This is a genomic window from candidate division WOR-3 bacterium, assembly GCA_013177935.1.
Classification (GTDB): Bacteria; Hydrothermota; Tepidihabitantia; order Tepidihabitantales; family Tepidihabitantaceae; genus Tepidihabitans.
This window is the reverse complement of the sequence record JABLXZ010000004.1, coordinates 293,344-315,794: the sequence shown is the minus strand read 5'-3', so window position 1 is coordinate 315,794 and position 22,451 is coordinate 293,344. Positions and strand designations below refer to the sequence as shown.

Annotated in this window: 17 protein-coding genes; 7 read left to right on the top strand and 10 right to left on the bottom strand. The window is 50.2% G+C overall.

The window, feature by feature from the left end:
- The first annotated feature begins 1 nt into the window (after position 1).
- The 3 genes from HPY86_08090 to HPY86_08080 are packed head-to-tail and all read left to right on the top strand — an operon-like array spanning position 2 to position 2,612.
- On the top strand, positions 2 to 913 hold the full coding sequence (locus HPY86_08090; protein ID NPV14872.1) for a hypothetical protein: 912 nt from the start codon (positions 2 to 4) through the stop codon (positions 911 to 913).
- Positions 914 to 916: 3 nt separating this feature from the next.
- A complete protein-coding gene (locus tag HPY86_08085) occupies positions 917 to 2,053 on the top strand; it encodes a hypothetical protein (GenBank protein NPV14871.1) in 1,137 nt (378 codons plus the stop codon).
- Position 2,054: 1 nt separating this feature from the next.
- Positions 2,055 to 2,612, top strand: a complete 558-nt coding sequence (locus HPY86_08080) for an epoxyqueuosine reductase QueH (protein NPV14870.1) — start codon at positions 2,055 to 2,057, stop codon at positions 2,610 to 2,612.
- A 25-nt stretch (positions 2,613 to 2,637) separates the two neighbouring features.
- Here HPY86_08080 and HPY86_08075 read toward each other — a convergent pair whose 3' ends face one another.
- Together HPY86_08075 and HPY86_08070 are read right to left on the bottom strand one after the other, a co-directional pair.
- Complete coding sequence (locus HPY86_08075; protein NPV14869.1) at positions 2,638 to 3,990, bottom strand: T9SS type A sorting domain-containing protein; 1,353 nt, start codon at positions 3,988 to 3,990, stop codon at positions 2,638 to 2,640.
- 9 nt (positions 3,991 to 3,999) lie between these two features.
- Positions 4,000 to 4,563 (bottom strand): hypothetical protein, encoded by a 564-nt coding sequence (locus tag HPY86_08070; GenBank protein NPV14868.1) that lies wholly within the window; start codon positions 4,561 to 4,563, stop codon positions 4,000 to 4,002.
- Positions 4,564 to 4,682: 119 nt separating this feature from the next.
- On the opposite strand from HPY86_08070, the gene HPY86_08065 reads away from it, so the two are divergent.
- Entirely contained in the window at positions 4,683 to 6,140 is a 1,458-nt protein-coding gene (locus HPY86_08065) for an RtcB family protein (GenBank protein NPV14867.1), read from the top strand.
- Positions 6,141 to 6,176: 36 nt separating this feature from the next.
- On the top strand, positions 6,177 to 7,991 hold the full coding sequence (gene uvrC / locus HPY86_08060) for an excinuclease ABC subunit UvrC (GenBank protein NPV14866.1): 1,815 nt from the start codon (positions 6,177 to 6,179) through the stop codon (positions 7,989 to 7,991).
- Between the two features lie 33 nt (positions 7,992 to 8,024).
- On the opposite strand, the gene HPY86_08055 is transcribed toward uvrC, so the two are convergent.
- From HPY86_08055 to HPY86_08030, 6 genes are all read right to left on the bottom strand, one after another.
- The gene (locus tag HPY86_08055; protein NPV14865.1) at positions 8,025 to 9,788 is read right to left on the bottom strand and encodes a T9SS type A sorting domain-containing protein; all 1,764 of its coding nucleotides are present in this window, start codon (positions 9,786 to 9,788) and stop codon (positions 8,025 to 8,027) included.
- Positions 9,789 to 14,558 (bottom strand): T9SS type A sorting domain-containing protein, encoded by a 4,770-nt coding sequence (locus tag HPY86_08050; protein NPV14864.1) that lies wholly within the window; start codon positions 14,556 to 14,558, stop codon positions 9,789 to 9,791.
- A gap of 15 nt (positions 14,559 to 14,573) precedes the next feature.
- Positions 14,574 to 15,101 (bottom strand): T9SS type A sorting domain-containing protein, encoded by a 528-nt coding sequence (locus HPY86_08045; protein NPV14863.1) that lies wholly within the window; start codon positions 15,099 to 15,101, stop codon positions 14,574 to 14,576.
- 186 nt (positions 15,102 to 15,287) lie between these two features.
- Positions 15,288 to 16,250, bottom strand: a complete 963-nt coding sequence (locus tag HPY86_08040; GenBank protein NPV14862.1) for a TGS domain-containing protein — start codon at positions 16,248 to 16,250, stop codon at positions 15,288 to 15,290.
- Positions 16,251 to 17,537 carry a DUF1015 domain-containing protein gene (locus HPY86_08035; GenBank protein NPV14861.1) on the bottom strand — a complete coding sequence of 429 codons (1,287 nt, stop codon included), beginning with the start codon at positions 17,535 to 17,537 and terminating at the stop codon, positions 16,251 to 16,253.
- The gene (locus tag HPY86_08030; protein NPV14860.1) at positions 17,537 to 18,439 is read right to left on the bottom strand and encodes a 3-phosphoglycerate dehydrogenase; all 903 of its coding nucleotides are present in this window, start codon (positions 18,437 to 18,439) and stop codon (positions 17,537 to 17,539) included. The genes HPY86_08035 and HPY86_08030 overlap by 1 nt, the downstream gene beginning before the upstream one ends.
- Before the next feature lie 234 nt (positions 18,440 to 18,673).
- On the opposite strand from HPY86_08030, the gene HPY86_08025 reads away from it, so the two are divergent.
- Positions 18,674 to 19,537: a T9SS type A sorting domain-containing protein gene (locus tag HPY86_08025; protein NPV14859.1), complete on the top strand. Its 864-nt coding sequence runs from the start codon at positions 18,674 to 18,676 to the stop codon at positions 19,535 to 19,537.
- 510 nt (positions 19,538 to 20,047) lie between these two features.
- Here the strand turns inward: HPY86_08025 and HPY86_08020 are convergent.
- Both HPY86_08020 and HPY86_08015 read right to left on the bottom strand, forming a co-directional pair.
- Positions 20,048 to 20,836 carry a DNA/RNA non-specific endonuclease gene (locus HPY86_08020; protein NPV14858.1) on the bottom strand — a complete coding sequence of 263 codons (789 nt, stop codon included), beginning with the start codon at positions 20,834 to 20,836 and terminating at the stop codon, positions 20,048 to 20,050.
- Between the two features lie 116 nt (positions 20,837 to 20,952).
- On the bottom strand, positions 20,953 to 21,147 hold the full coding sequence (locus HPY86_08015) for a hypothetical protein (protein ID NPV14857.1): 195 nt from the start codon (positions 21,145 to 21,147) through the stop codon (positions 20,953 to 20,955).
- A gap of 93 nt (positions 21,148 to 21,240) precedes the next feature.
- Between HPY86_08015 and rocD the strand changes: the two genes are divergently transcribed.
- Positions 21,241 to 22,440: an ornithine--oxo-acid transaminase gene (gene rocD / locus HPY86_08010; protein NPV14856.1), complete on the top strand. Its 1,200-nt coding sequence runs from the start codon at positions 21,241 to 21,243 to the stop codon at positions 22,438 to 22,440.
- Positions 22,441 to 22,451 lie beyond the last annotated feature (11 nt).

Below are 22,451 nucleotides of genomic sequence, written 5' to 3'. Positions count from 1 at the left end.
GATGAAACCGAAAGAAGCACGGGTTTTTATCCGGGCACGAGCCCCAGAACCGGTCTGGCAGGTTTTCCCTTTTTCCCAAGCAGCGCCCGACTCATCTGATATCAAAGCGGTTGAAGTTGCAGAACTGGTCCGGCGCAAGCCGGACTTTTTGAATTTTGCCGAGCCGTCAGCCGCACCGTTTCGGGTTGCAGTACCGGTTACCAAAAATTTCGGAGTCGGTTCACCAATTCTGGTTGCGGTTGATGAGGCGGGTGGGGTGTTTCTTGTGGGGTGTCCAGATGAATCCAGCCCGGATGCGTATCGGACAGTTGTCGCTGACATCCTGGCGGCAAGCACCCGGCTCTGGCGGATGAGTTATGAGCAGTTCTCACAGATTTTTACCGAGGTTGAGGGTGCGACTTTAGAGGAGTTGATGCTTTTGCGGAGCCGGGCGGACTGGGATTTTGAACAGTTTGAGCCGATAGTTGCGGCAAATCTGGAAAAGGGCCGTTTTCCGATTCTGATTGTGACCGCTCATCCTGGCGGTGAGGTTCGTCAGGTGCTGGAATACCTGAAGGGGATGAATCTGGTGGTTGTGTTGGTGAGTTATTCGCTCTGGGTTAGAGGTGGGATTCTGGTGGTTGAGCCGGTCAGTCCGTCTCGAACCCTGCTTGGTGTTCCATCAGCGCCGGTTGGTTTTGCACCACCACCAAGCCCACCCCGTGAAGAACCACCGGTTGTTCAACAGCCGGTTGAGGTCGAGTCGCCACCGGTTATTGAGGAGGAAGAAGGGGAAAAGGAGCCAATCCGGTCGATACCGGCGGGTGCACTGCCAACTGAACCAGCAAAAAGTGTTGCCAAGCCACCAGGACCAGGTACCAAACCCGGTGTGATGGCGGGTAAAAGACCGCCACCCAAACCAAAGGGGGGTTAAGGGATGCAGCCCTGTCTTATCCGGGCAACCCAGGAAACATCAGACTGGCTGGAGTTTCCATCGGCGCCGGTATCCGGTGCCGTGGACCGGATTGAGCTTATCAGTCAGGCACCGGAGTTCCTCGGAATGGCGTTTGGTGAAACGCCTTTGCCCCGGGCGGTAGCGCTGTTAAGTGGGGCGGTATCGAATCGGGTTCTGGTTGCCCTTGACGAGGCGGGAAAGGTGATGCTCGTGGGTTGTCCAGACCAGAAAGAGGAGACCGGAATAAGTTTGATGGTTGGTGACCTGCTGGCGGCAAGCGGCCGGTTGTGGCATCAGCCGTTTGCACAACTGGCAGCGCTGTTTGGCGACCCGGAGGGTAAGGCGCTGAGTGAGAAGATTTGGAGCCGGGTTAAAGGGGAGTGGGACGAAAGGAAGTTTCAAGAGGCGGTAACAAAGAGTCTTGACGAAGGTAAGTTTCCAGTTGTTGTGGTGGTCGACGAGGTGACCAAAGCGGTAGAAGATATGATTGTTTACCTTAAGGGGATGAATATTAATGTCCGGGTTCTGACCTATGAGCGGTTTTATGATAACGGGATTGAGATTGTTGTGCCGCGGGTGGTGGGCGAAGCACCAAAGCGGGAGGAGAAGAAGGCGGTGGTCGAGCAGCCGGTAACGCCGTTTTTAGAGTACACACCGACCGTTACGAGTTTTGGGCAAAAACCCGCAGGGCCACCCAGGACATACGAGCCTTTTCCGACCACCGGAACCACTCCCAAGCAGCAGGCGATTCTCGAGCGGCTGGTTTACATAGAGGATTTAGGGTTGATTCGCCGCGGGTTTGAGTTTTTCTCGCCCCGGGCAGCACAGCGGCCTGAGGCAGAAGGGACGATTGTGATTGCGGTTGACCCAACCCGCTGGCCCTTTCCTCGGGAGGACGAGGTGGTGGTTGTGGTGCGCACGGGTCGGGAGCATCTTGCCGGTTTTCTGCGCATGAAGCAGCAGGAGGTTGAAGACTTTTTACGGTTATTACCCCGGGATGAGAAACGGGAGCACAAAGGGGCGTTGCTCTTATGGGCGCGCAACCCGTTTGAGGCAACCCAGCTGGTCAATGAGTTGAAGGCGTTGAAGGAAGTTTCTCAGACCCGGCCACCGGTATAATTTGAGCCCAAGCCGCCTTTTGCTTCATATCTGCTGCGCACCCTGTGCAACCGATGTCATAAGACAACTTCAAGAGAGTTTTGTTGTGGTTGGTTTTTTCTACAACCCGAATATTTTTCCGGAAGATGAATACCGGCGGCGTCAGGAGGCCGTGCAGCAACTGGGGTCGCTGTGGCAGGTCCCGATTGAGTATGGGCAATATGAGTACGAACGGTTTCAGGAGGCAATAAAGGGTTTAGAGAATGAACCGGAAGGTGGTAGACGGTGCGGAGTTTGTTTTCGGTTGCGGCTGGAGAAGTGTGCGGTGCGGGCGAAGGAAAGAGGGTGCCAAGCGTTTGCCTCGACGCTGACAATAGGACCGAATAAGCGGGCAGATGTGATAAACCGGATTGGCAGAGAGATTGCGGCGGAGATAGGTATTGAATTTGTTGAACGGGATTGGAAAAAGCGGGACGGGTTTAAACACAGCGTGGAGATTTCCCGGAGGTTAGGGCTTTATCGGCAGCACTACTGTGGGTGCGAATTTTCTTTAAAAGAAAAGGCGGGGCGGAATCGCTAACCGCCCCGCAACTTTTTGTTACCGTTTAACGGGCGATGACGAACTTGACCTCTGCTTGAACTTCCGGTGTGTCCATACGGCAGAAGTAAACACCGGGTGGAACAACCCGACCCTGCGCATCCTTGCCATCCCAGTACCAGTTACCTTTACCCGAAACCGTCTGGACCAGTCTGCCGGTTCGGTCGTAGATGGTGAGGGTTGCAGTGCTCGCAAGGTTTGAGGTGAATTTAACCGGTCCGCGGCTGGGGTTGGGATAAGAATTAAGAGTTGAATTTCTGGGATATGTTTCGGGTGTTTCGGTGATTGCGGTCGGGTCAGCGGTGGTGTATTTGATGGCACGACCCGGAACAAGCGGTGCGGTGCCACGGTGATAGGTGTTGTCAAACAGGCACTGGATTGCAATCGTCTGAGTCGGGTCCTGAATGCCGATGGTGCTTGATGTGTACTGGTTGGCGGTGAGGTACTGAGCGACAATCAGGTTGTCACCGGTCGGCGTTGGTATTGTCGGGTCGTAGAGGATGAGCTGGAATCGTTCATAAGGAGCACTGGACCCAGGAAAGTAGTGCACTGAGTCCCATTCGACAATGAAACGGTGGTTATCAGAGTCGTAATAGTACCAGACGCCGTTGCCAACCGGTGGATATAGGTCGTCCCAGTTAAGGCAGATAGCACCGGGGATTGATGTTGATGGTAACGCGGTATTGGTGTATGATGTAGTGGTAGTGTAACCAGGTGCAACCCAGCCGTTGGAGCAGATGGAGATTTGGGTGTAGGTTGAGCCGTAGAACTGCCAGGTGAAGGGCAGGTCAATGGTTACAGTCTGATCATCACTGAGGGATAGTCGAGTGCCCCGGTTGTTGATTTCTATCCAGGAGAAGATGGGATGCTGGGGATAGAGGGTGTCAACATCGTCGTAAGCCCAGTAGCGGGGAGGATTGCTGTTGTCAGGAATCGGGTCGGTGGCGCGTAATTCGCCGACCACAATGTTAAAGCGGAGTGTGTCGTTGTAACCTGTACCATTGACGAACAGTTGGAGCGTTACCGGTGTTTCAATCGGGATTGAATGGTCAACCTGAATCCCAAACGGGTCGGTTTCATTGGTTCGGGTTGCGCCAGCGGGAATTGAGCCGTAGGAGCTAATTGAGTCGGTAATAACGAAACGATTGTCCGAAGAGCGCAACTTGGCACTGACATTGTCCACACCCTGATTACCGATGTTGCGCAGGGCAACAATCAAGCCGCCGGTTTCACCCGGGTCAAATCTGCCATTGTTGTTGCCGCCCGGAGGTGAGTCGAGAACGGTTCTGGTACTGAGCAGAATGTAGGGACCCTGATTGTAGTTAATTAAGGAAATATCATCGGCGGAGACCTCCGCCACTGGAGTGCCTCAGCCCGAATAGGTGTAACTCCAGAGCGCAACCTCGACTTTGGCAATATCATCCGGGTTGACACCGGGTAGATTGGCGGCAAGTTCATCAGCAATGTTTAACTCGTACTGGTTCCAGTCCGGATTGGTGATGCGGTAGAGACTCAATGTCGGGGTTGGTGTCCAGGTGGCGTAGGTGGAGTAGTAGTAGCGGGTTTCACCCAGGCGGTTGTCGTTGATATCGTAGTAGCATACCTGAAAGCAGGCGGCGGGCCAGCAGGTTGATGTGCCACCGCTTTGGGCAAACTTTGCCCAGAATGAGAGGTTCAGGGCGACACCAGGGACATCGACCTTTTGACTTAAACGGGTCCAGCCCGGGTTGTCGTACTGATAAACCCAGGCTTCGTAGTCCGGGTCCGGTTGATATTCGGTGCCGCGCAGTACCTGATGGGTGCCGAGGCCGCTATCGGTATAAGTCCAGCCAACAGACAACTCCTGTTCAAAGTTGCCATTGATTAGTAGTTCCTGGCTTAGACCGATGCCCGACACAAGAGCGAGGATAAGCATACAGACAGTAAAACGCATACCGTGCCTCCTTTTACAAAAAGATTTTATCTAATATCAGGTAAAGGGTCAACAAAAGGATTGATAGTTTGAACTGAGGCACGATTGACGGAAAAGAGATATCATTTTATAATATTTTTATGGCAGGATGGAATGGACCGTTAGAGAAACTGGACGATACCCGGGTTTTGATTCCCCGTAGTTATAAACCGGAGATGCGGGTTGATGGTATTATTTATGCTGACGCCAATCTGCTGGAAGACATCAAGGCGGACCAGGCACCAGAGCAGGTTGCCAATGTCGCGACGCTACCGGGCATTGTCGGTAAATCGCTGGCGATGCCGGATATTCACTGGGGTTACGGTTTTGCAATTGGTGGAGTTGCCGCCTTTGACCTGAATCAGGGTGTGATTTCGCCCGGTGGTGTTGGTTATGATATCAACTGCGGGGTGCGACTTTTGCGCACCAGCCTTGAGCGTAAGGATTTAAAGCCCGAACTGCTGGAAAAACTGGTGCGGGCGATTTTTTACAATGTTCCCTCGGGTGTTGGTTCCAAAGGGAAAATCCGGATTTCGCAGAACACAGTTGCTGAGGTTTTGACCAAAGGAGCGCGCTGGGCGGTGGAACAGGGTTATGGAACGCCCGAAGATTTGGAGTATACTGAGGAACAGGGCGAGATGAAGGGTGCTGATCTGGCGGGTGTGTCGGCACGGGCGCTGGAACGGGGTATGCCGCAATTGGGAACGCTGGGTGCGGGCAACCATTTCCTCGAGATTCAGGAGGTGGTGGAAATCTATGACCCGAAGGCGGCAGCAGAACTGGGCATTTATCAGGGGCAAATTACGGTGATGATACACACCGGCTCCCGGGGTTTAGGTTATCAGATTTGCGACGACAATGTGCGCAGTCTGGTTGCCGCAGCGCACAAGTACGGGATTCATCTCGTTGACCGGCAACTTGCCTGTGCTCCTCTTGACTCGCCCGAAGGAAAGAAGTACTTTGGGGCAATGGTTGCAGCGGCAAACTACGCCTGGGCAAATCGCCAGGCGATTACTCATTGGGTACGCGAGGCGTTTTCTCAGGTGCTTGGGATTCCGATTGAGCGGCTGGGGATGAGTCAGGTTTACGATGTAGCGCACAACATCGCCAAGATTGAGGAGCACGAGGTTAATGGCAAAAAGATGAAACTGTGCGTGCACCGGAAGGGAGCAACACGGGCATTTCCACCCGGGCATCCGGCATTGCCGGAGAAATATCGGCATCTGGGACAGCCGGTTCTGATTCCCGGTGATATGGGGACCAGTTCTTACCTGCTACTCGGCACCGAAAAGGCGGCGCAGGAAACCTTCGGCTCTGCCTGTCATGGCGCGGGCCGGGTGTGGTCAAGAACCCGGGCGCTTGAGGAGACGAAAAAGCGCGATGTCGCAGCAGAACTGCGCGCCCAGGGGATTTTGGTTATGGCAGCGAGCCGGGAGGTTTTGAACGAGGAGGTGCCGGACGCCTATAAAGATGTTGACAAAGTGGTCGATGTGTGCCATCGGGCGGGCATTGCCCGCAAGGTGGCGCGGATGAAGCCGTTAGGTGTCGTCAAGGGCTAAGCGTAGCCAGCAGTTTGCGCCAAAGGCGAGCCGGTTATGAAAGGCAGTGTTGCCGAGAAAATTACGCAAGCACCGACCGAACCCGGTGTTTACCTCCTGAAGGACGACAAAGGCAGGGTCATCTACATTGGTAAGGCGCGGGTGTTGCGGGAGCGGTTACGCGCCTATCTTGGTCCGCAAAAGGAACCCCGGCTTGCGGCGCTGGTCCGCCGGATAAGTGACATTGAGACCATCATTACCCGTTCTGAGGTTGAGGCGCTACTTTTAGAAGAGAGTTTAATCAAGATAAAAAAGCCCCGCTACAATGTCCGGCTGCGTGATGACAAGAAGTACCCTTATCTTAAAATCACTGTTAACGAGCCGTTTCCCCGGATTTTTGTTACTCGCAATATCAAGCCGGATGGCGCGGTTTTGTTCGGTCCTTACACCAGCGCCCGGGAGTTACGCCGGGCATTGCGGGCGGTCAAACGCATCTTCCGCATCCGGACCTGCAAGCGCACATTGCCCGACCCGAATCAGAAAGAGCCGTGCCTCAACTTCCAGATGAGGCGGTGTCTCGGACCTTGTCGGGGCAGTGTCAATCCTGAGGTGTACCGGCAACTGGTGCAAGATGTGATTGAGTTTCTCTCGGGCAACAATGAGAAGTTGATTACCGAACTGGAAAGGCGGATGTGGGAAGCGGCAGAACAGCAGCGCTACGAGCAGGCGGCGATTCTGCGTGACCAGTTGCTGGCATTGCGCGAGATTGTCCGCAATCAACAGGTGGTTACTGCTGACAAAACCGCCCGGGATGTGATTGGACTGGCACGGGCAGACAAAAGTGCGGCGGCGGTGCTGTTCCGGATTCGGGAAGGTAAGATTGTTGCCCGGGAGGAGTATTTGCTCAGTGCCACAAGAGACACATCAGAGGAAGAGTTGCTCGAAGGTCTTTTGCGGTCGGTTTACACCCACACCGCGGACCTGCCGGATGAGATTGTCCTGCCGGCACCGATTGCGGGCGGAGAACTTTTTGAGCACCTGTTCTGGGAGAAAAGAAGGCGCCGGGTGGAAATCAGCGCGCCGCAACGCGGGGAAAAACGGAAACTGGTTGAACTGGCACAGCGCAATGCGGAAAAGGCACTGGCTGAAGCGGTGCCGGTGGTGGAGCGTATTCCGGAAGGCAGCCGGCAACTGGCAGAAATCCTCGGGCTGGCAACACCACCACGGTTGATTGAAGGGGTTGACATCTCCAATACGCAGGGCAGTAATGCGGTTGGTTCGGTGGTGGTTTTCCGCGACGGCAAGCCGTTAAAGAGCCAGTACCGGCTGTTTAAGATTAGAACCGTTTCCGGACCAAACGACTTTGCGATGATGGAGGAGGTGCTGGCGCGGCGGGTGCGCGGGCTGCTGGAGAAAAACCTGCCGTTGCCCGACCTGGTACTGGTTGATGGTGGCAAAGGGCAACTTTCGGCAGCAATCAAGGCTTATCATCAGTTTGACCAGGAGATTCCGATTCTCGGACTGGCAAAACGGACCGACACCCTGTTTTACATTGACGGCAGGGAGATTTCGATTCCCGTGACCTCAGCAGCGCTAAAACTTTTAAAGCGGATTCGGGACGAGTCGCACCGTTTTGCCATCACCTTCCACCGGAAACTGCGCAGTAAGAAACTGGTGGAGTCGGAACTGGACAGGATTCCGGGAATTGGCACGGTACGGCGGCAGGCGTTGCTACAGCACTTTGGTTCGCTTAACAAACTGCGTGGGGCTGGTGTTGATGACATCGCCCGGGTTAGAGGCATCGGCAGGAGTCTGGCGGAAAAGATTTACGAGTACCTGCACCCGCCGGGCAGTACCGCCTTATTTAAATAATATCGGTTGGTCCCTAACGCGGTAGCAACTACATCACTGCGCCACAATGACCTTTTCGGTAAAGAAATGGCTGTTAGTTTCCAGGCGAATAAGGTAAACACCTCGGGGTAGTAGGGCTTTTTCACCGAGATTGATTCTGTATCTGCCGGCTGTGTGCGTGCTTGAGGCAAGGAGGGCAACAAGACGTCCAGCAGCGTCATACAGTCCCAGTCTGACAGTTGACCGGCTCGGGACATCATAGCAGACCTTTATCCGACCTGAAGCGGGATTTGGCGATACCGTAAGCGACCAGTCGCTGATACTGCCCGGGGTCTGCTCTTCCACCCCAACCGGCACAATCCGGAATACCCTATCCGATTCATCAAACTGCCAGCCCGGACCATAGGTGATGATTTTCACTTTGCCGGAATCGGAAGCGATGTTGGGCACAGTCCAGAGATAGGTACTATCGCTTCCGGGAATACCGGTGGCAATTGTCTCATAAGTTCTGCCATTATTCAGGGAGTAAAACAAAGAGAGCGAATCGCATCTTGGCGGGAAAAACTTATGCCATTTGATTAGAACCTGACTTCTGCCCGAAAGGTTTTCACCGCCATTGGGACTTAACACCCTTACCGCCTCAACCTCAAAAATTGAGGTCTTATTCTCGCCGCTCACGACAATTTCGTTATAGCCGTTGCCGTTCATGTCATAAATATTTACCATACTGTGCGGGTACTGACCGCCATGGTCATTCCGCCACAACCAGACCTGTTGAAACTGATTGTTGCCCGTGGCAGAATAGACCATCACCTTGGCACCTATTGACCAGACCACTTCCTCAACGCCATCGCCGTCAATATCACCGCATTTGCTTCGCAGGTCTGAGCACTCCACATCGGTAATCCGGTCAATAAGGGTGCGCTCATAACTGTTGTTACCGGTTGCCTCCCACATATAAAGATAAAAGTCAAAGGGACCGCCAAGATACCAGGCAAAGCCAACTAAGAACTCTGGTTTACCATCGCCATCCACATCCTGACCGGAAAACACATCCGAGCCGTTGGGGATGCGCACGGTGTCAACCCTAACCAGTTCATACTGATTGTCACCGGTATTTTCGTAGATAAAAACTCTGCCCAGAGAACCTAAACCGGCGGTTACAAATTCCTTATGCCCGTCCTCATCAAAATCGCCGTAAGCAAAAGAAAATCCGTCTTCCGAAGCGCGATGCCAAACTAATTCATTCTGGTTATTGGCGACATTTTCCCATATTCCAGCTCCAATCTGTAGGTTAGGCACCCCAGCAAGAATCTCTTTTTTTGTATCATCATCTAAATCATTTGTGATGTAGAAAGGATTTGATAGCACAGTTAAGTCTGGTGTGATTTTATACCACCAGGACAAACTCTCCGGATAGGAAGAAGAGTCCGGACTTTCCTGGATTGTTACCACATTATAAAGTGAGTCATTGGCATTTCTTATGTTCGGTCCCACCAAATCGGTGAAACCATCCTGGTCAAGAAAACCAACATCATAGGGTTCAAAATTTCCGGTTTCTATGCCCGGTGGATAAGGATAGGCGCCGGTATCAGCGTATACCTGTTGATAGTTATTGAAAGGAAAGTGTTCATAAATTTGCCAGAGAAACCGGGTGCGGAATATTATCTCGTTGAATCCGTTGTGGTCGGTATCAGCACAGAGGATATAAGCACCTCCCAAACCGTAAGGCAGATACACAGTCCGTTTGATGCGCCATAACCCAATCTGTGCCAGAAGAATTGAAGGAAAAAGTAATAAGGAAATAAGTTTTGACACTTATTTTGCAATAACTAACTTCTTGGTAAAATTTACAGTCTTCAGGCGGATGAAGTAAACACCAGAAGGAAGATTGTCGCTGTTCAATCGTACCGTATAAATACCGGCTCTCTTTTTCTCTCGCACCAGCCTTTTTACCTCTCTGCCAGAAATATCAAAGAGCGAAAGTGAAACATCACCCATTTGGGTTAACTGGTATTTTATTGTTGTCTCCCTTAGAGCCGGGTTAGGGAAAGGTGGGTAAAGTTCAGTCCGCCCAAACTTTAGCGAAGCCAGACTCTGCGAACCATCAGATGAATCATCGGGTATGACTTCATATTCGTATAACCTTATATTACTAACCGCACAGGAGGTTCCGGTTATTTTCTTGACCATTAGAACCACAGAGGTGCTGTCATAAATACCGAAGGGAATTTCTACCTCCAGTGTCTCAGAAGTAGAAAGGGCATAACTGATTGTATCAAGCACCAAATCGCCAAGGACGACCTCTGCCTCGTAACATACGGAATCCCGACAACTAACCAGCGAAAGAAGGTAGTATTTGTCAGGATGGAGATAAGGCAGACGATATATCAGTTCTTCGTTGCCGTAGTCAGCAGGAAAGGTAGCGAGATAGCCATCTCTTTTAACGCAGTAAACAGAAGGCTCTGGCTCGCCGCAGATGACATCCAATGCCGGGTCAGGCTCAGGCGGTCTCCCGAAGAAGTAATTTCCATATTTTATCCGGTATAACCTTTCTGGGATGGACTCCTCGGTCCAGACTGTAAAGAGCCGCCATTCTAAAGGGACATAAGGTGGTGCGGGCTGAAGATTGGTATGAGGATAGAAGGAGTTTTTGGGGGTATTGGAGATATTGACTATCTGGTCCTTTATGTTAGCAAAGATTTCCCAGTTATTGGGCAGTTGCTCCTGCCAGACAACTGCGGTCCCGGTTGATTGTGTGGGATAATTGGATTCGCGCAACGGGGACCGGCTGAGATTCCACGGACGATACCAATCAGGAGTTGTGCCCGGCTGTATCTTTCCCTTTCGCTGCCAGACTTCGCCCTTCGTTGAATCGCCCTCCTCATTCGGTCCACGCCAGGTAACATAAACCCACTCCCCCTGCGCCTCAATGAAAGGGTTGGAGGCGGGTTCAGTAATTGGCGTAGTTGGTGTTGAAACCGGAACTTTTGCTGACCAGACTGGTTGCTGTCCCTGTCTTACCTGGTTAGGTGTGATTGGCTGCAGGGTCGTCTGGTAATACACCCTGTTATCCTTACACCAGGCAATATGCAGATAATCACCCGGAGTGATTGCAATGGAAGGGGTTACAACATCACCGCTATCCAGGACAACCGAATAGTAAACGTTCTCACTGTCAAAAGCGCTGAAATAAAGGTAATTGAAATTCCCTGGACCTGTCAACCGATTGATGGTATAAACAACATAACCCATCTCACCTATGAGCTGGTGTGGGGGCGGCGCATCCATCTCTCTAATCTGGGATAAAACTAAAGAAGGTGCACCAATCTCACTCGTTGAAGATGAGAATATATTCACCTTTTTCCAAGTTCCATCGCACCTTTCAAGAACACAGTTCTGCGAATCACTCGTGGTATAACATATCCAAGAGAGTGCGGCTGGCGCTTTCGCAATTGATGGGTTTTTTCCTCTTGTAATAATGTATTCCGGCGGTAAAATGAGTCTATCCCCCATCGTTTGCCGACAAATAGTGCCATACTCTTGATATACCCATTGTAAATCTGAGGTGTTGACCGCTCTCGTTAGATGCCGACCCTGATTTGGGTGGGTTCCTTTAGAGTCACAGAATTCTTTAGAAGATATAAGGATAGTATTTCTCCCATCTATCAAGGCTCTAAAATAAAGACAACCCTCTGAGGTAGTTGGATAGACATTAGAAGATATTAAACTGTCATCCTCATTGAACACAAAGAGAGTGTAGGAGGAGTTCGGTAATAAATCAACGAGAAAAATGTCTGCCGTTTCTGCCTGAGAAGCCTCGAGCTGAAATTGCACCTCATCAACTGGAAGTCCTGGCCCTAATTTACTGAACATTACAGCACTATTTTTGACAAGAGCCCCGACCATTGTTGAGCCGTCAATTCTAACAATAGGGGGTCGTGTTGTGCCGCGGAGGGGGAGAAAAACGGTAAGATATTGTGCCCGGTAAACAGAAGTGTCACTGCGATTCGGAGCGACATTAAAAACAGAATGCGCATCTCCGTCGCTCTCAATAGTATCAAGCAGACATCCGTAATTTTCCAGAAACGCCTCAGTAGAATAATGTGGTCGCGGGATGGTATCTATATCCCATTCAATTCTGGGGGTGTCAGGAAGAAGGAATTTTACTAAGAGTCTTCCTGGCATGAGAATGCTGTCACCACCATAATAAGCTGTGCGGTATTCGGGGCGCAATCGCCAGTCTAAATTTCTCGGAACATCACTTTTTATATCATCATAGAGAATAAAACATTGCACCGGTTTTTTTACCAAAACGCCACTCCGCAACCACCACCTTAGTAAAGGATTACCATAGTAGTTATATGAATAACTATTATATGCGTCGCCTTTTAAAAAGATAAATTGGGCATCAGCACAAGATGTATCAAAAGCAGTTATTCTTCCGTCACGCGGCGGCTGTGATGCTTGACCCTGATTATCTACAGTAAGAACATTGTGATAATGGCTTATATCACCTGTCCGATAACCTCGGTCGGTGACAAGCCACCACCCCTTTTTCCCTATTACGAAATTATTATTATCCTGGTGGTAGCCATGCCCAGTATAACAGGGTCCAGATTTAAAGGCCACTACTAGACCATTATCGCTCCAATCAGTACGAGAACTTATCCAACCTATCTGGTTAAAATACCTAGTGAGATTCAGTACTTCCTTGGGTTCTTTAACCTGAAGGGTAGCATCTAAGCATATAAAATGAGGCAGATAAGAAATGGGCCATCCCCAAATCCGATCGTTCCCTTGTAACTCATCGTATTGAACCAATTTTCCCAATAGCCATTGTCCAAGTTCACTTTGGTAATATTTAGTAAGGATATAAAAGGCATCTGCCGGTATGCCCCTAACGCCATACCCCAACTGCACATCTCCAAACATAACCATGTTATTCCAGCCGGAGACTAAAAGATGAATAAACCCGTTGATATATTCTCTAAGATAGGGTTCTGCGTATAAAGAATGGTCGCCGAGGACATTTTTCATCGCCTCAGCCAACCGGGCAAGGGATTGAACGCTAAATGTACCATAAGAAAGCCCTTCATCACTGGTGCCGAGTGGGTCAAAAGTGCCTCCCTGATCAGTAGGTGATAAAAGTTTTGTTAAAAATTCGTTGCGGACGAAATTCCAGTATTGCGGGATTGTCACACTATCATCAAGCGATAAGCAGGCGATTCCTAATGCCGAGGCATATAAACATCCCCAATTGGTCCAATACCAGCCCTCTCGGTAATAAATGCCCTTTTTAAGCCCGAGATAGATTTGCCCGATTCCGTGAGTGAGGATGATATTTTGGATTGACATTCGTTCGTAATTTGACAACCTATCGTAGATTAAGTCATAGACAACCGCTACCCCCCGAGTGATAAAAGCGGTTGAATGACCACAATATTCAAAAGGTGGGAAAGGCAGGTTGTTAAATGGTGTATCTATCGGATTAACCCATCGTTGCCACTTTGTTATTGCCCTTAGACAAGGTCGTAAAGTATCAAACAGACCTGGTGAGTTTTCTGAATCAATTTTTAAAACAAAGGCTGCCAACTCCATCCTTCGTTCCCATCTCATTGCGATGAAGTCCCACTTTACGAGCGTGTCGGGTGGATGAGTTGTCCGTTTCCCGGGAGGCTCATAATAAGGATAGTTGAGGAAGTAGCCGTTTTGGTCAGGAATATCCGCCGCTAACGAATCTAACCATTTTCTTCGTCTATCCCACAAGGTTTTATAACTTACGCCAATCGGTGTTGAATCTGCATTAGTTCTTCGATTCCTTAACTCTGGAATAAAGAGAGAGTCAAAATAAACTCTTGGGTGCTTTGCATTCTGTGGAGGCGTGGTTATAATAAAATCGTCCCAAAAGGCGGTTCCATTCTGCATTCCTTCCAATGTGCCAATGGTAATCTTATCAGGCGGCAAGGTGGAACTTGAGGAGATAAAACTACCAATTGAATCTCCATTTATCCACAGATTTACAACACCAGATTCTAACTGGTGAATTTGAAATCTATGCCAAAAACTCAAACTTTCTGGATAGGAAATAGAATGGGCACCCTGGCCATCTTCAATTCTTAGTCTCCAGTATTTTTTTCCGTTAGAAGAATCAAATGGTTGCACCAAAACGATTGAGATATTTGCCGGTCCGTTGTTTCTTGATGGTTTGTATAGAAAGAGGTCCCTCAACAAATCCCAATTTCCCGAAGAAGTGGCAGAAGGGATATAAAAATAAAATTCAACCATAAATTCTCTTTCTTGATCGGCCAGAGAGGGGAAAGGACAACTGGCGCTTGCGTAAGAAGTATCGTCGCCGTCTCTTACTTTTATACTCTTTTCTCCATGTCTTTGATGAGCAGAATATATTAAGTTATCTGGTTCGCCCTCTAAAGTCACCACGCCAGAACCCTGAATTTGTTCGGTCCAGGGCGTGAGCGAATTTCGCTCAAACAAATCCCAGTAGTAAATAGTTCCATAAAGGGAGCGAAAGGAAACTAATATGAATAAAACAAGAAACGGAAGAACGGTAAGATACACTTTTTTCATTTCTTCCTCATTTTATTAAAGTTTTACTATCTTCTTTATTACTGTACGAGCGGGTGTCTTTAAGTGGAGGAAATAGGTGCCGGCAGGGATTGTTTTGCCTGCCGCATCAGTGCCATTCCATTTTATCTTATGAGCCCCGCTCCCTTGCCTGTCCTTAAACAGAATCGCAACCTCTTTTCCAAGACTGTCATAAATGTTTAGTTGCACCGCTCTTGGTTTTGTCAGATTATAGGCTATTATAGTTCCGCTCCTGAATGGATTGGTACCGATTTCCAGGTCAGTTATTAAACCTTTTTGCGCGGGGTTACGCTCGCTAATTTCATTCAAACTGGTGGAATACCAGACATCGTTTAATAATACTATCATTGTTGATTCACTATAGAACCATCCTCCCATAACCCAGATTTTATCGTCATAAACCACTGAGGTATGACCGCACTTCGGGTCCCAGGGCGCACACATTGTTGCTTCGCTCCAGGTCATCGGGGCTAAAAGGGGAAGGGGTACGGTGAGATTCAGAATGAATGAAAGAGACAGTCTCATAAAGGTTCCTCGGTCAACAAGCTCAATTGAGCACCATGTTTATTATAATCAGTTTGTTGACAATTGTCAATAGGTGGATTACGCGGAGAAGTGTTTATCAGTTCTACATTGCTGCCGACAGCGGAAGGCGGACAGTTTTAGCAATTTCTGAGGCAGCAAGATTTAAACCGGTGGTTCCCAGCGAAGCTATTCCTGAATATGAAATTCGACGATGTCCTTGTCGGTAAGGATATGCTCCCGTTCCACGCGCTGGCCCGAAAAGCCGCTTGCGTTCCAGAGCCGGGCATAGGAAAGTTTGCGGGCAAAGTCTTTGTGGAGATAGTAGGCGGCGTCAATCACCGTTGCCGGATTTTTGAGAATTACCGGGTCCTGCAAATCAGGCGGTTTGCCCGGTTTTTTGGTGTAAACGCGGATGATGTTCAAACTGGTGAAGGCGGCACGGCGAAACTCATCCAGTCCCTGTTTGGTCTCAACTGAGACGAGAAGCAATGGAATTTCGCCCAGCAGTTCTTTCAGCACCGCAAGCCGGTCCAGAGCACCAGGGGCATCAACCTTGGTGCCAACCCGCAGTAAAGGTGGCTGGCGATAAGCTTCGGGTCCGATGATGCGGTTCTGGATTAAAAGTTGCTCAACCTGTTCGGTGGTTTCAAGCAAAGTGTCGTCGCTCAGGTCAATGAGCCAGACGAGCGCATCCGCGGTGCGCAGGATGTGAAAGAGCCAGGCAGGGGAATCTTTTTCAAGGGGTGGCGTGTCAATCAGTTGAATCTGGATTTCTTCAAACCGCATCATTCCTGCCATCGGTCGGGTGGTGGTAAAAGGGTAGGCGGCGACCTCGGTGTTTAAACCGGTCAACTTCCGCACTAGGGCAGATTTGCCGCAGTTGGGCGGACCAAATACCGCCACCTGACCCGCGCCCTGTTTTTCAATATGGAACCAGTCAGAACGTTTGCCACCACCTTTGCCTTCAGAAAGTTCGCGGCGCAGCCGGGCGATGCGGCTTTTGATGTCCGCCTGCATCTTTTCGGTGCCTTTGTGCTTGGGGATGGTTGCAAGCATCTCTTCAAGGCAGAGCAGTTTTTCTTCGGGCGTTTTTGCCTGACGGAACCGCTCTTCGGCTTGCTTGAACTCAGGTGTTAAGTTTGCCGGCATCTAATCCGGAAGCACCTCCGTTTCCGCCACATCCATAAAGACCATTCCGGAAATCAGTTTCGGGAAAAAGTCGGTTGACTTTTGGGGCATCCGCTCCATCTTTTCTGCCAGTTTCTGCACCTGTTCGGGCCGTGTTGGGTTGAGGAACAGGGCACAGGCGGCTTCGCCGGAGTCAACGCGGGCAACGGTGTCGTGCCAGTACCGTTCATATAGCACCCGGTTTTCGGTTTCAGCCGGTTTGATGCCAAATACATTATCGATTATTAAGGCGTGGAGGAGCGCCACATCCAGTTCTTTGTACTCCGGGCTCTTTTCTGCGGGTAGCAGAGCTTTCGCCGCCTGAAGGTTGCGTAAGATAAGCAGATAACTTTTGCCCCTGCCAAAATAGACAACAAACGCATGCTCAGTTTTGTGTTTTTCCAGTTCGGACTTTGCGCTCTGGTCAGATACCGGTTTAACTTCAAACAGGTTGTTCAGGCGGGAGAGCGCCTCATCGGGCGAAATGTTTATTGTTTTCAGCAAGCGGTGGGTGGGCAGAATTACGAGTCCGGGGTCGGTGATTTTGAAGAAGGCAGCGGTTTTGAACCTAAGCGCAGCATTGGCGGGTACATTTCCCTTCTGTTCCATCTCCCGGCGGTAGTTGAGTGCGGTCTCATAACGGTGGTGGCCATCGGCAATCAATACCACCTGTTCCCGCATCGCCTGGTGCAAGGCATTAATCCAGTCCTGGTCATTGACCTGCCAGAGCCGGTGGACAACATTAAACTCATCGGTGGCAATCAGCTCGGGCTCAGCACCTTTTTTGCTGTCCAGCAACCGTTCAATTTCACCTTTCGGGTCGGGATAGAGGAAGAATATCTGCTCGTAGTCTTTTTTCGTGGCGCGCAAAAGTGCTAACCGGTCCGCCTTTGGTCCGGAATGGGTAAACTCGTGAGGCAGGACGGTTCCTTTTTCAAACTCTTCAACCCGGATGGCACCGATGAACCCTTTGCGCCGCATTCTTTTGCCTTCAATTTCAAACTCCTCTTCAAGGATGTAGAAAGCGGGTTTGGTTTTGCGCACAAGAATGCCTTGCTCAAGCCAGCGGTGACAGGTGTTTGCCGAAAATGAATACGGGTCATCGCTTTTGGGCAGGATGAGATTGATGAAACTGAACTGGTGCTGTTTCAGATACCGTTCGCGCATCTCGGGTGTGACCTTGTCGTAAGGCTGGGTAATCACCTTACTGAGGTCGCCAATCTTCGTCAGGTTGTAATGGATTGCCGGAAATGGTCGGACATCCGCCATTATGCCCCCTTCAATGCATCCCGGACCTTTTCGGCAATCTGGACGCCGGCGCGCAGCTGTCCCTCTCTGGTCTGGGCGCCGATGTGGGGGGTGCCAATTACCTGGGGTAGAGAGAACAGTTTGAAGTCATCAAGCGGTTCCTTTTCAAACACATCCAGCGCCGCCATCGCTACAATCCCGGACTGAATCGCTTCGTAAAGCGCCGCCTCATCAATCACTCCACCCCGGGCACAGTTGATGATGATTACGCCTTTCTTCATCTTCGCAAACGCCTCTTTGTTGAGGAGGTGATAGGTCTTATCGGTTTTCGGGATGTGGAGGGAGATGAAGTCGGACTCTTTTAACAAACGGTCAAGGTCGCAGGCTTCGCCATACTGTACCGGCTTATCGGAAAGACGGTTTACCAGCACCTTCATCCCGAGTGCCAGGGCTCTTTTTGCCAGTTCAGAGCCGATGCGACCAGCACCGATGATGCCCAAAGTTTTGCCGTACAGTTCGATACCGTGGAACGCCTTCTTCTCCCACTTTCCGGCGCGTAAGGACGCGGTTGCCTGCGGAATGGAACGGGCACAGGCGAACATCATTCCCAGTGCCAGTTCGGCAACCGAAATTGAGGTTGCCTCGGGCGTATTCACCACTTTGATGCCGCGGGCATCAGCCGCCTTTTTGTCCACATTGTCCAAGCCAACACCGGCACGGCCAATGACTTTGAGGTTCTTGCCCGCCTGAATCACATCGGCGGTGACCTTGGTAGCGCTGCGGACGATGATGGCATCGTATTCGGGAATTACCTTTAACAACTCATCAGGTGCAATGCCCGGCTTTTCATCAACGGTAAAGCCGGCAGAACGCAAAATCTGAACCCCTTCCGGGGCGATTGGGTCGGTAATGATTACTTTCATATTTTAACTCCCTTGGTTTGGTGTTAACAGCCTGATTTATAATAAACAAACCGCGGGTTTCAGTCAAATTAAGTGTTTTTTCCGGCGGTCTTTCTTGAGAACGGTGCCGGTTTACCTGTTTTTGACTTGTGAGGGGTTGACAGGCTGGTGGCGGTTTGTTATAGTCAGCTGTCAAGGTGATAACGATGCCGGGCATCAGTTGAGGTTCGCCAAAACAAACAAAAGGGAGGCAGTATGAAATATAAAGTTCTGCTCTTTGTTCTGGTGCTGTTTTTGGTACCGGCATTTGCCGACTCTTTGAATGTGCGGCTTATCGGCAACTGGCCCTTTGGTCCTTCTCAGGCGGCAACCTGTGATTCAGCAAGAAACCTTGTGTTTTGCGGTTCCGGTGGCGGCGTGTATGTCCTTGATGTGTCAAACCCTTCACAGCCGGTAAAGGTGTCTGAGGCGATTCATACAGGAGGTTTCGTTGAAGGGTTCTTTTATCGCAGCAATCTTCTTTATATTGCTGATGGACAGGCAGGTCTTGAAATCTGGGATGTTACAAATCCGAACTCGCCTTCAAAATTGGGTTCTTACGATACACCATACTCTGCTTATGGTGTTTATGTATCGGGTTCTTATGCCTATGTTGCTGATTATTCTGGGCTTCGTGTGATTGATGTGTCAGACCCGAGAAATCCGCAGGAGATAGGCAATTATGATACACCACGCTATACTTATGGTGTTTATGTGTCTGGTTCTTATGTCTATGTGGCTGATTGGGATGCTGGACTTCAGATTTATCAGTTTGTACCGCCGGGAGAAGAAAAGGGGATTGCTTCGCCTTCGGCGCGCAACGGCTTAGTGGTCTATCCGAATCCGGCGCGGTCATCGTTTACTATTCGGTTAAGTGAGGGTGTGGACCGAATTAAAATTTATGACTGTGATGGCAGGCTGGTTAAAGAGATTGCTTCGGGCTCACGCCCTCGCAATGACAGAGAGGGTGAGGATTGCAAAGAGAATATAGTCACAATCCAACTTGATAACATAAAGTCCGGGGTGTATTTTGTGCAGGCGGGTAAGCGGACCGAGAAGTTAATTGTGAAAGGGAGATAAGTAGAAGCGCGGAAGCCAGATAGGGCAAAAGCGAGGCTAAGGTAGTTTTTGAGACGAGTTTAAACGGAGCACACTACATTTTTTCACTCTTCCCTCCATTCTCACCCTCCCCTTTTTCCCCTCCCTTCAAGGGCGGGAAAAAGATAAAAACCCTTCGAAGACGGGGATAAAAACAAGAAAAAACCTTCAAGGGCAGGAATAAAGATAAAAAACACTTCAAAGGGGGATAAAGACAAGAAAATTACTTCAAGGGCGGGGAGAATAAGAATCAAGAAAAGGGAAAAGGTGAATTCCGGCAAAGGCGGGAAAAGAAATTAAGAAGAAGGTTTCTCTGCTCTTTGCTGGTGGTTTGAGGTGCAGGGTTGTTGCCAGATGCGGAAATTTATGTTATAATTATATGGGGGTGAGAAATGAGGGGTGGTAAACATCACTATTCAGACCGGCAACGGCTGGAGCAAAGAAGGGCGCGCCGCAAGAGTGTCGGAATGCTCGATTTTCCCGGTATTGTGGCTAAGGACGAAATTGCCACATCTTTTTCGGTTTTGCCGGTTCCACCTTTTGTTCGAGGACAGGCGGCAGACCGGGAAAGAGGTCAAGACCGGTCAACTTCTCTACCGAGTCCACACTGACGAGAAACCGGGGCAGGTGTTTGCCGGTGCGCCGAATTGAGTCGTTCGGGACGACAAAGGCGATAAGTTTTGCCGGTCTTTTGAACACCACGCAATAACAGGCATGGGGAATCGGCACCTGATGGGTACCGAGCCAGAAGGTGTCCTGACCAGGATAAAAGACCGGTCCAACCGTTACCCAGACGGTGTCTTTTGAACCTGCCCAATCCCGGATGTTTTTCTCGAGCGCTGCCCAGATAAACCGGTTGGTATTGGCAAACTGGGGGATGATGTTGGTGAGGAAGTAGGTTTCCTTTTGCGCCTCGGTGCCAAACACCTTAATCGCGGCATCGGGTGCGAGATGACCCTTGTCCAGTTGATGGCGAATAAATCCGGGCACAGATTCGTAAACCGCCGGGAATGCGGCTTCGGACTTTTTGAGCCGGAAGGTGTCGGGCATAAACTTACCCCGATATCGGGGTCGGTTAAGTGCGGTTGCGCGATGGTAAAGGTAAGAGACCCAGAGGGAAGTTTTTACCCGGGGCAGGTATCCGCAGTCAAACGCCCGATAGTGCAGTACTTTTAGGTTTGGTTCAGACGGGTCAGGTGCGCCATAAGGGTGTAAGGGTGAATTTGCGGTTGCGCTCAGAAGGCAGAAGGACAACAGACAAACGGTAATCAGTCGTCGCACACTCAATTTTAGCGAGCATAAGATTAACTTCAACCATATACCGAAAAGGTTGTTGCTGCCGATAAATTACCCGGTAGGTTGTATACTTTAAAGTATACAACGCCGGGGTTGGTATCCTAACATAACAGTTTGAAAATTCGGGTGTTAGTAAATTGGAACGAAATTTCCCTGCCCAACCCCGGGGTAGTTTCCGGGATGGTATGGGAAATTGGTGTTTTAACGGTGGTAAATCTGATGCCAAGTTCAGGATGGTATTTTAGCACCGGGTTTAAAAGGACAGTTATCTGATTGGTACCATTCTTGTTTGTCATTCGGTTTCAGGCAGGAATGGGTAAGACCTTCAATTGACTGATTACGGTTTCAGGCTAAAATGAGATAAGAGTTTAACTGGAAAGGAGTTTCATTTGAATACTAAGGAGCATATTGAACTCGTTGAGCGTTATGCTGCGCACAACTACCATCCGCTGCCCGTGGTTTTAACCCGGGGAGAAGGTGTTTGGGTGGAGGATGTTGATGGGAACCGGTATCTTGATATGCTGTCGTCTTATTCGGCGCTGAATCAGGGTCATCGCCATCCAAAAATCCTGAAGGCGCTGAGCGAGCAGATGAACCGGCTGTGTTTGACTTCAAGGGCGTTTCACAACGACCAGTTAGGACCGTTCTGTAAACTGCTGTGTGAAATTACCGGTCAGGACCGAGTGCTTTTGATGAACTCCGGTGCCGAAGGGGTGGAGACGGCGATTAAGTGTGCCCGGCGCTGGGGTTATACGAAAAAGGGTGTTGCGCCGAATCAGGCGGAGATAGTTGTCTGCGCCAACAATTTTCATGGCAGGACAATTACCATCATCAGTTTCTCGACCGAACCGCTTTATCAGGATGGTTTTGGTCCTTTTACCCCTGGTTTTAAGGTGATTCCCTATAATGACATTGACGCCTTAAAGCGGGCGATTAATCAGAATACGGTCGGTTTTCTTGTTGAGCCGATTCAGGGTGAGGGCGGCATCATTGTGCCGGATAAGGGGTATCTGAAGGCGGCGCAGGAGGTGTGCCAGGAGAATCGGGTGCTGTTTATTCTAGACGAGATTCAGACCGGAATGGGACGGACCGGCAAACTTTTCTGTTACCAGTATGAGGATGTCAAGCCTGACCTTTTGATTTTGGGCAAGGCGCTTGGTGGTGGCTGTATGCCGGTTTCGGCGGTTTGCGGACCCGATGCGGTGATGGATGCGTTTGTGCCGGGCAATCACGGTTCAACATTTGGTGGAAATCCGCTTGCCTGCGCGGTTGGTAAAGCGGCGGTTGAGGTGATTCTTGAGGAGAAACTGCCCGAACGGTCAGCCGAGCTGGGTGCATACTTTCTTTCCGAACTGAAGAAACTGAATTCACCGCTGGTGGCAGAAGTCAGGGGCCGGGGTTTGTTTATCGGTGTGGAGTTGAAGCCGGAAGCCGGACCAGCGCGGGTATATTGCGAAAAACTGCTCAAACTGGGCATCCTTGCCAAGGATACGCACGAGAAGGTGATTCGGTTTGCCCCGCCGCTGGTAATCAAGAAGGAGGAGATTGACTGGGCGCTGGAAAGAATTAGCCAGGTGCTGAAAGGGTAGAAGTAGCGGGT

Coding starts and splice junctions, on each gene's coding strand:
- HPY86_08090 (NPV14872.1), top strand. CDS start 2: ATGAAACCGAAAGAAGCACGGGTTTTTATCCGGGCACGAGCCCCAGAA.
- HPY86_08085 (NPV14871.1), top strand. CDS start 917: ATGCAGCCCTGTCTTATCCGGGCAACCCAGGAAACATCAGACTGGCTG.
- HPY86_08070 (NPV14868.1), bottom strand. CDS start 4,563: ATGCGTTTTACTGTCTGTATGCTTATCCTCGCTCTTGTGTCGGGCATC.
- HPY86_08065 (NPV14867.1), top strand. CDS start 4,683: ATGGCAGGATGGAATGGACCGTTAGAGAAACTGGACGATACCCGGGTT.
- uvrC (NPV14866.1), top strand. CDS start 6,177: ATGAAAGGCAGTGTTGCCGAGAAAATTACGCAAGCACCGACCGAACCC.
- HPY86_08050 (NPV14864.1), bottom strand. CDS start 14,558: ATGAAAAAAGTGTATCTTACCGTTCTTCCGTTTCTTGTTTTATTCATA.
- HPY86_08045 (NPV14863.1), bottom strand. CDS start 15,101: ATGAGACTGTCTCTTTCATTCATTCTGAATCTCACCGTACCCCTTCCC.
- HPY86_08040 (NPV14862.1), bottom strand. CDS start 16,250: ATGCCGGCAAACTTAACACCTGAGTTCAAGCAAGCCGAAGAGCGGTTC.
- HPY86_08035 (NPV14861.1), bottom strand. CDS start 17,537: ATGGCGGATGTCCGACCATTTCCGGCAATCCATTACAACCTGACGAAG.
- HPY86_08030 (NPV14860.1), bottom strand. CDS start 18,439: ATGAAAGTAATCATTACCGACCCAATCGCCCCGGAAGGGGTTCAGATT.
- HPY86_08025 (NPV14859.1), top strand. CDS start 18,674: ATGAAATATAAAGTTCTGCTCTTTGTTCTGGTGCTGTTTTTGGTACCG.
- HPY86_08015 (NPV14857.1), bottom strand. CDS start 21,147: ATGACAAACAAGAATGGTACCAATCAGATAACTGTCCTTTTAAACCCG.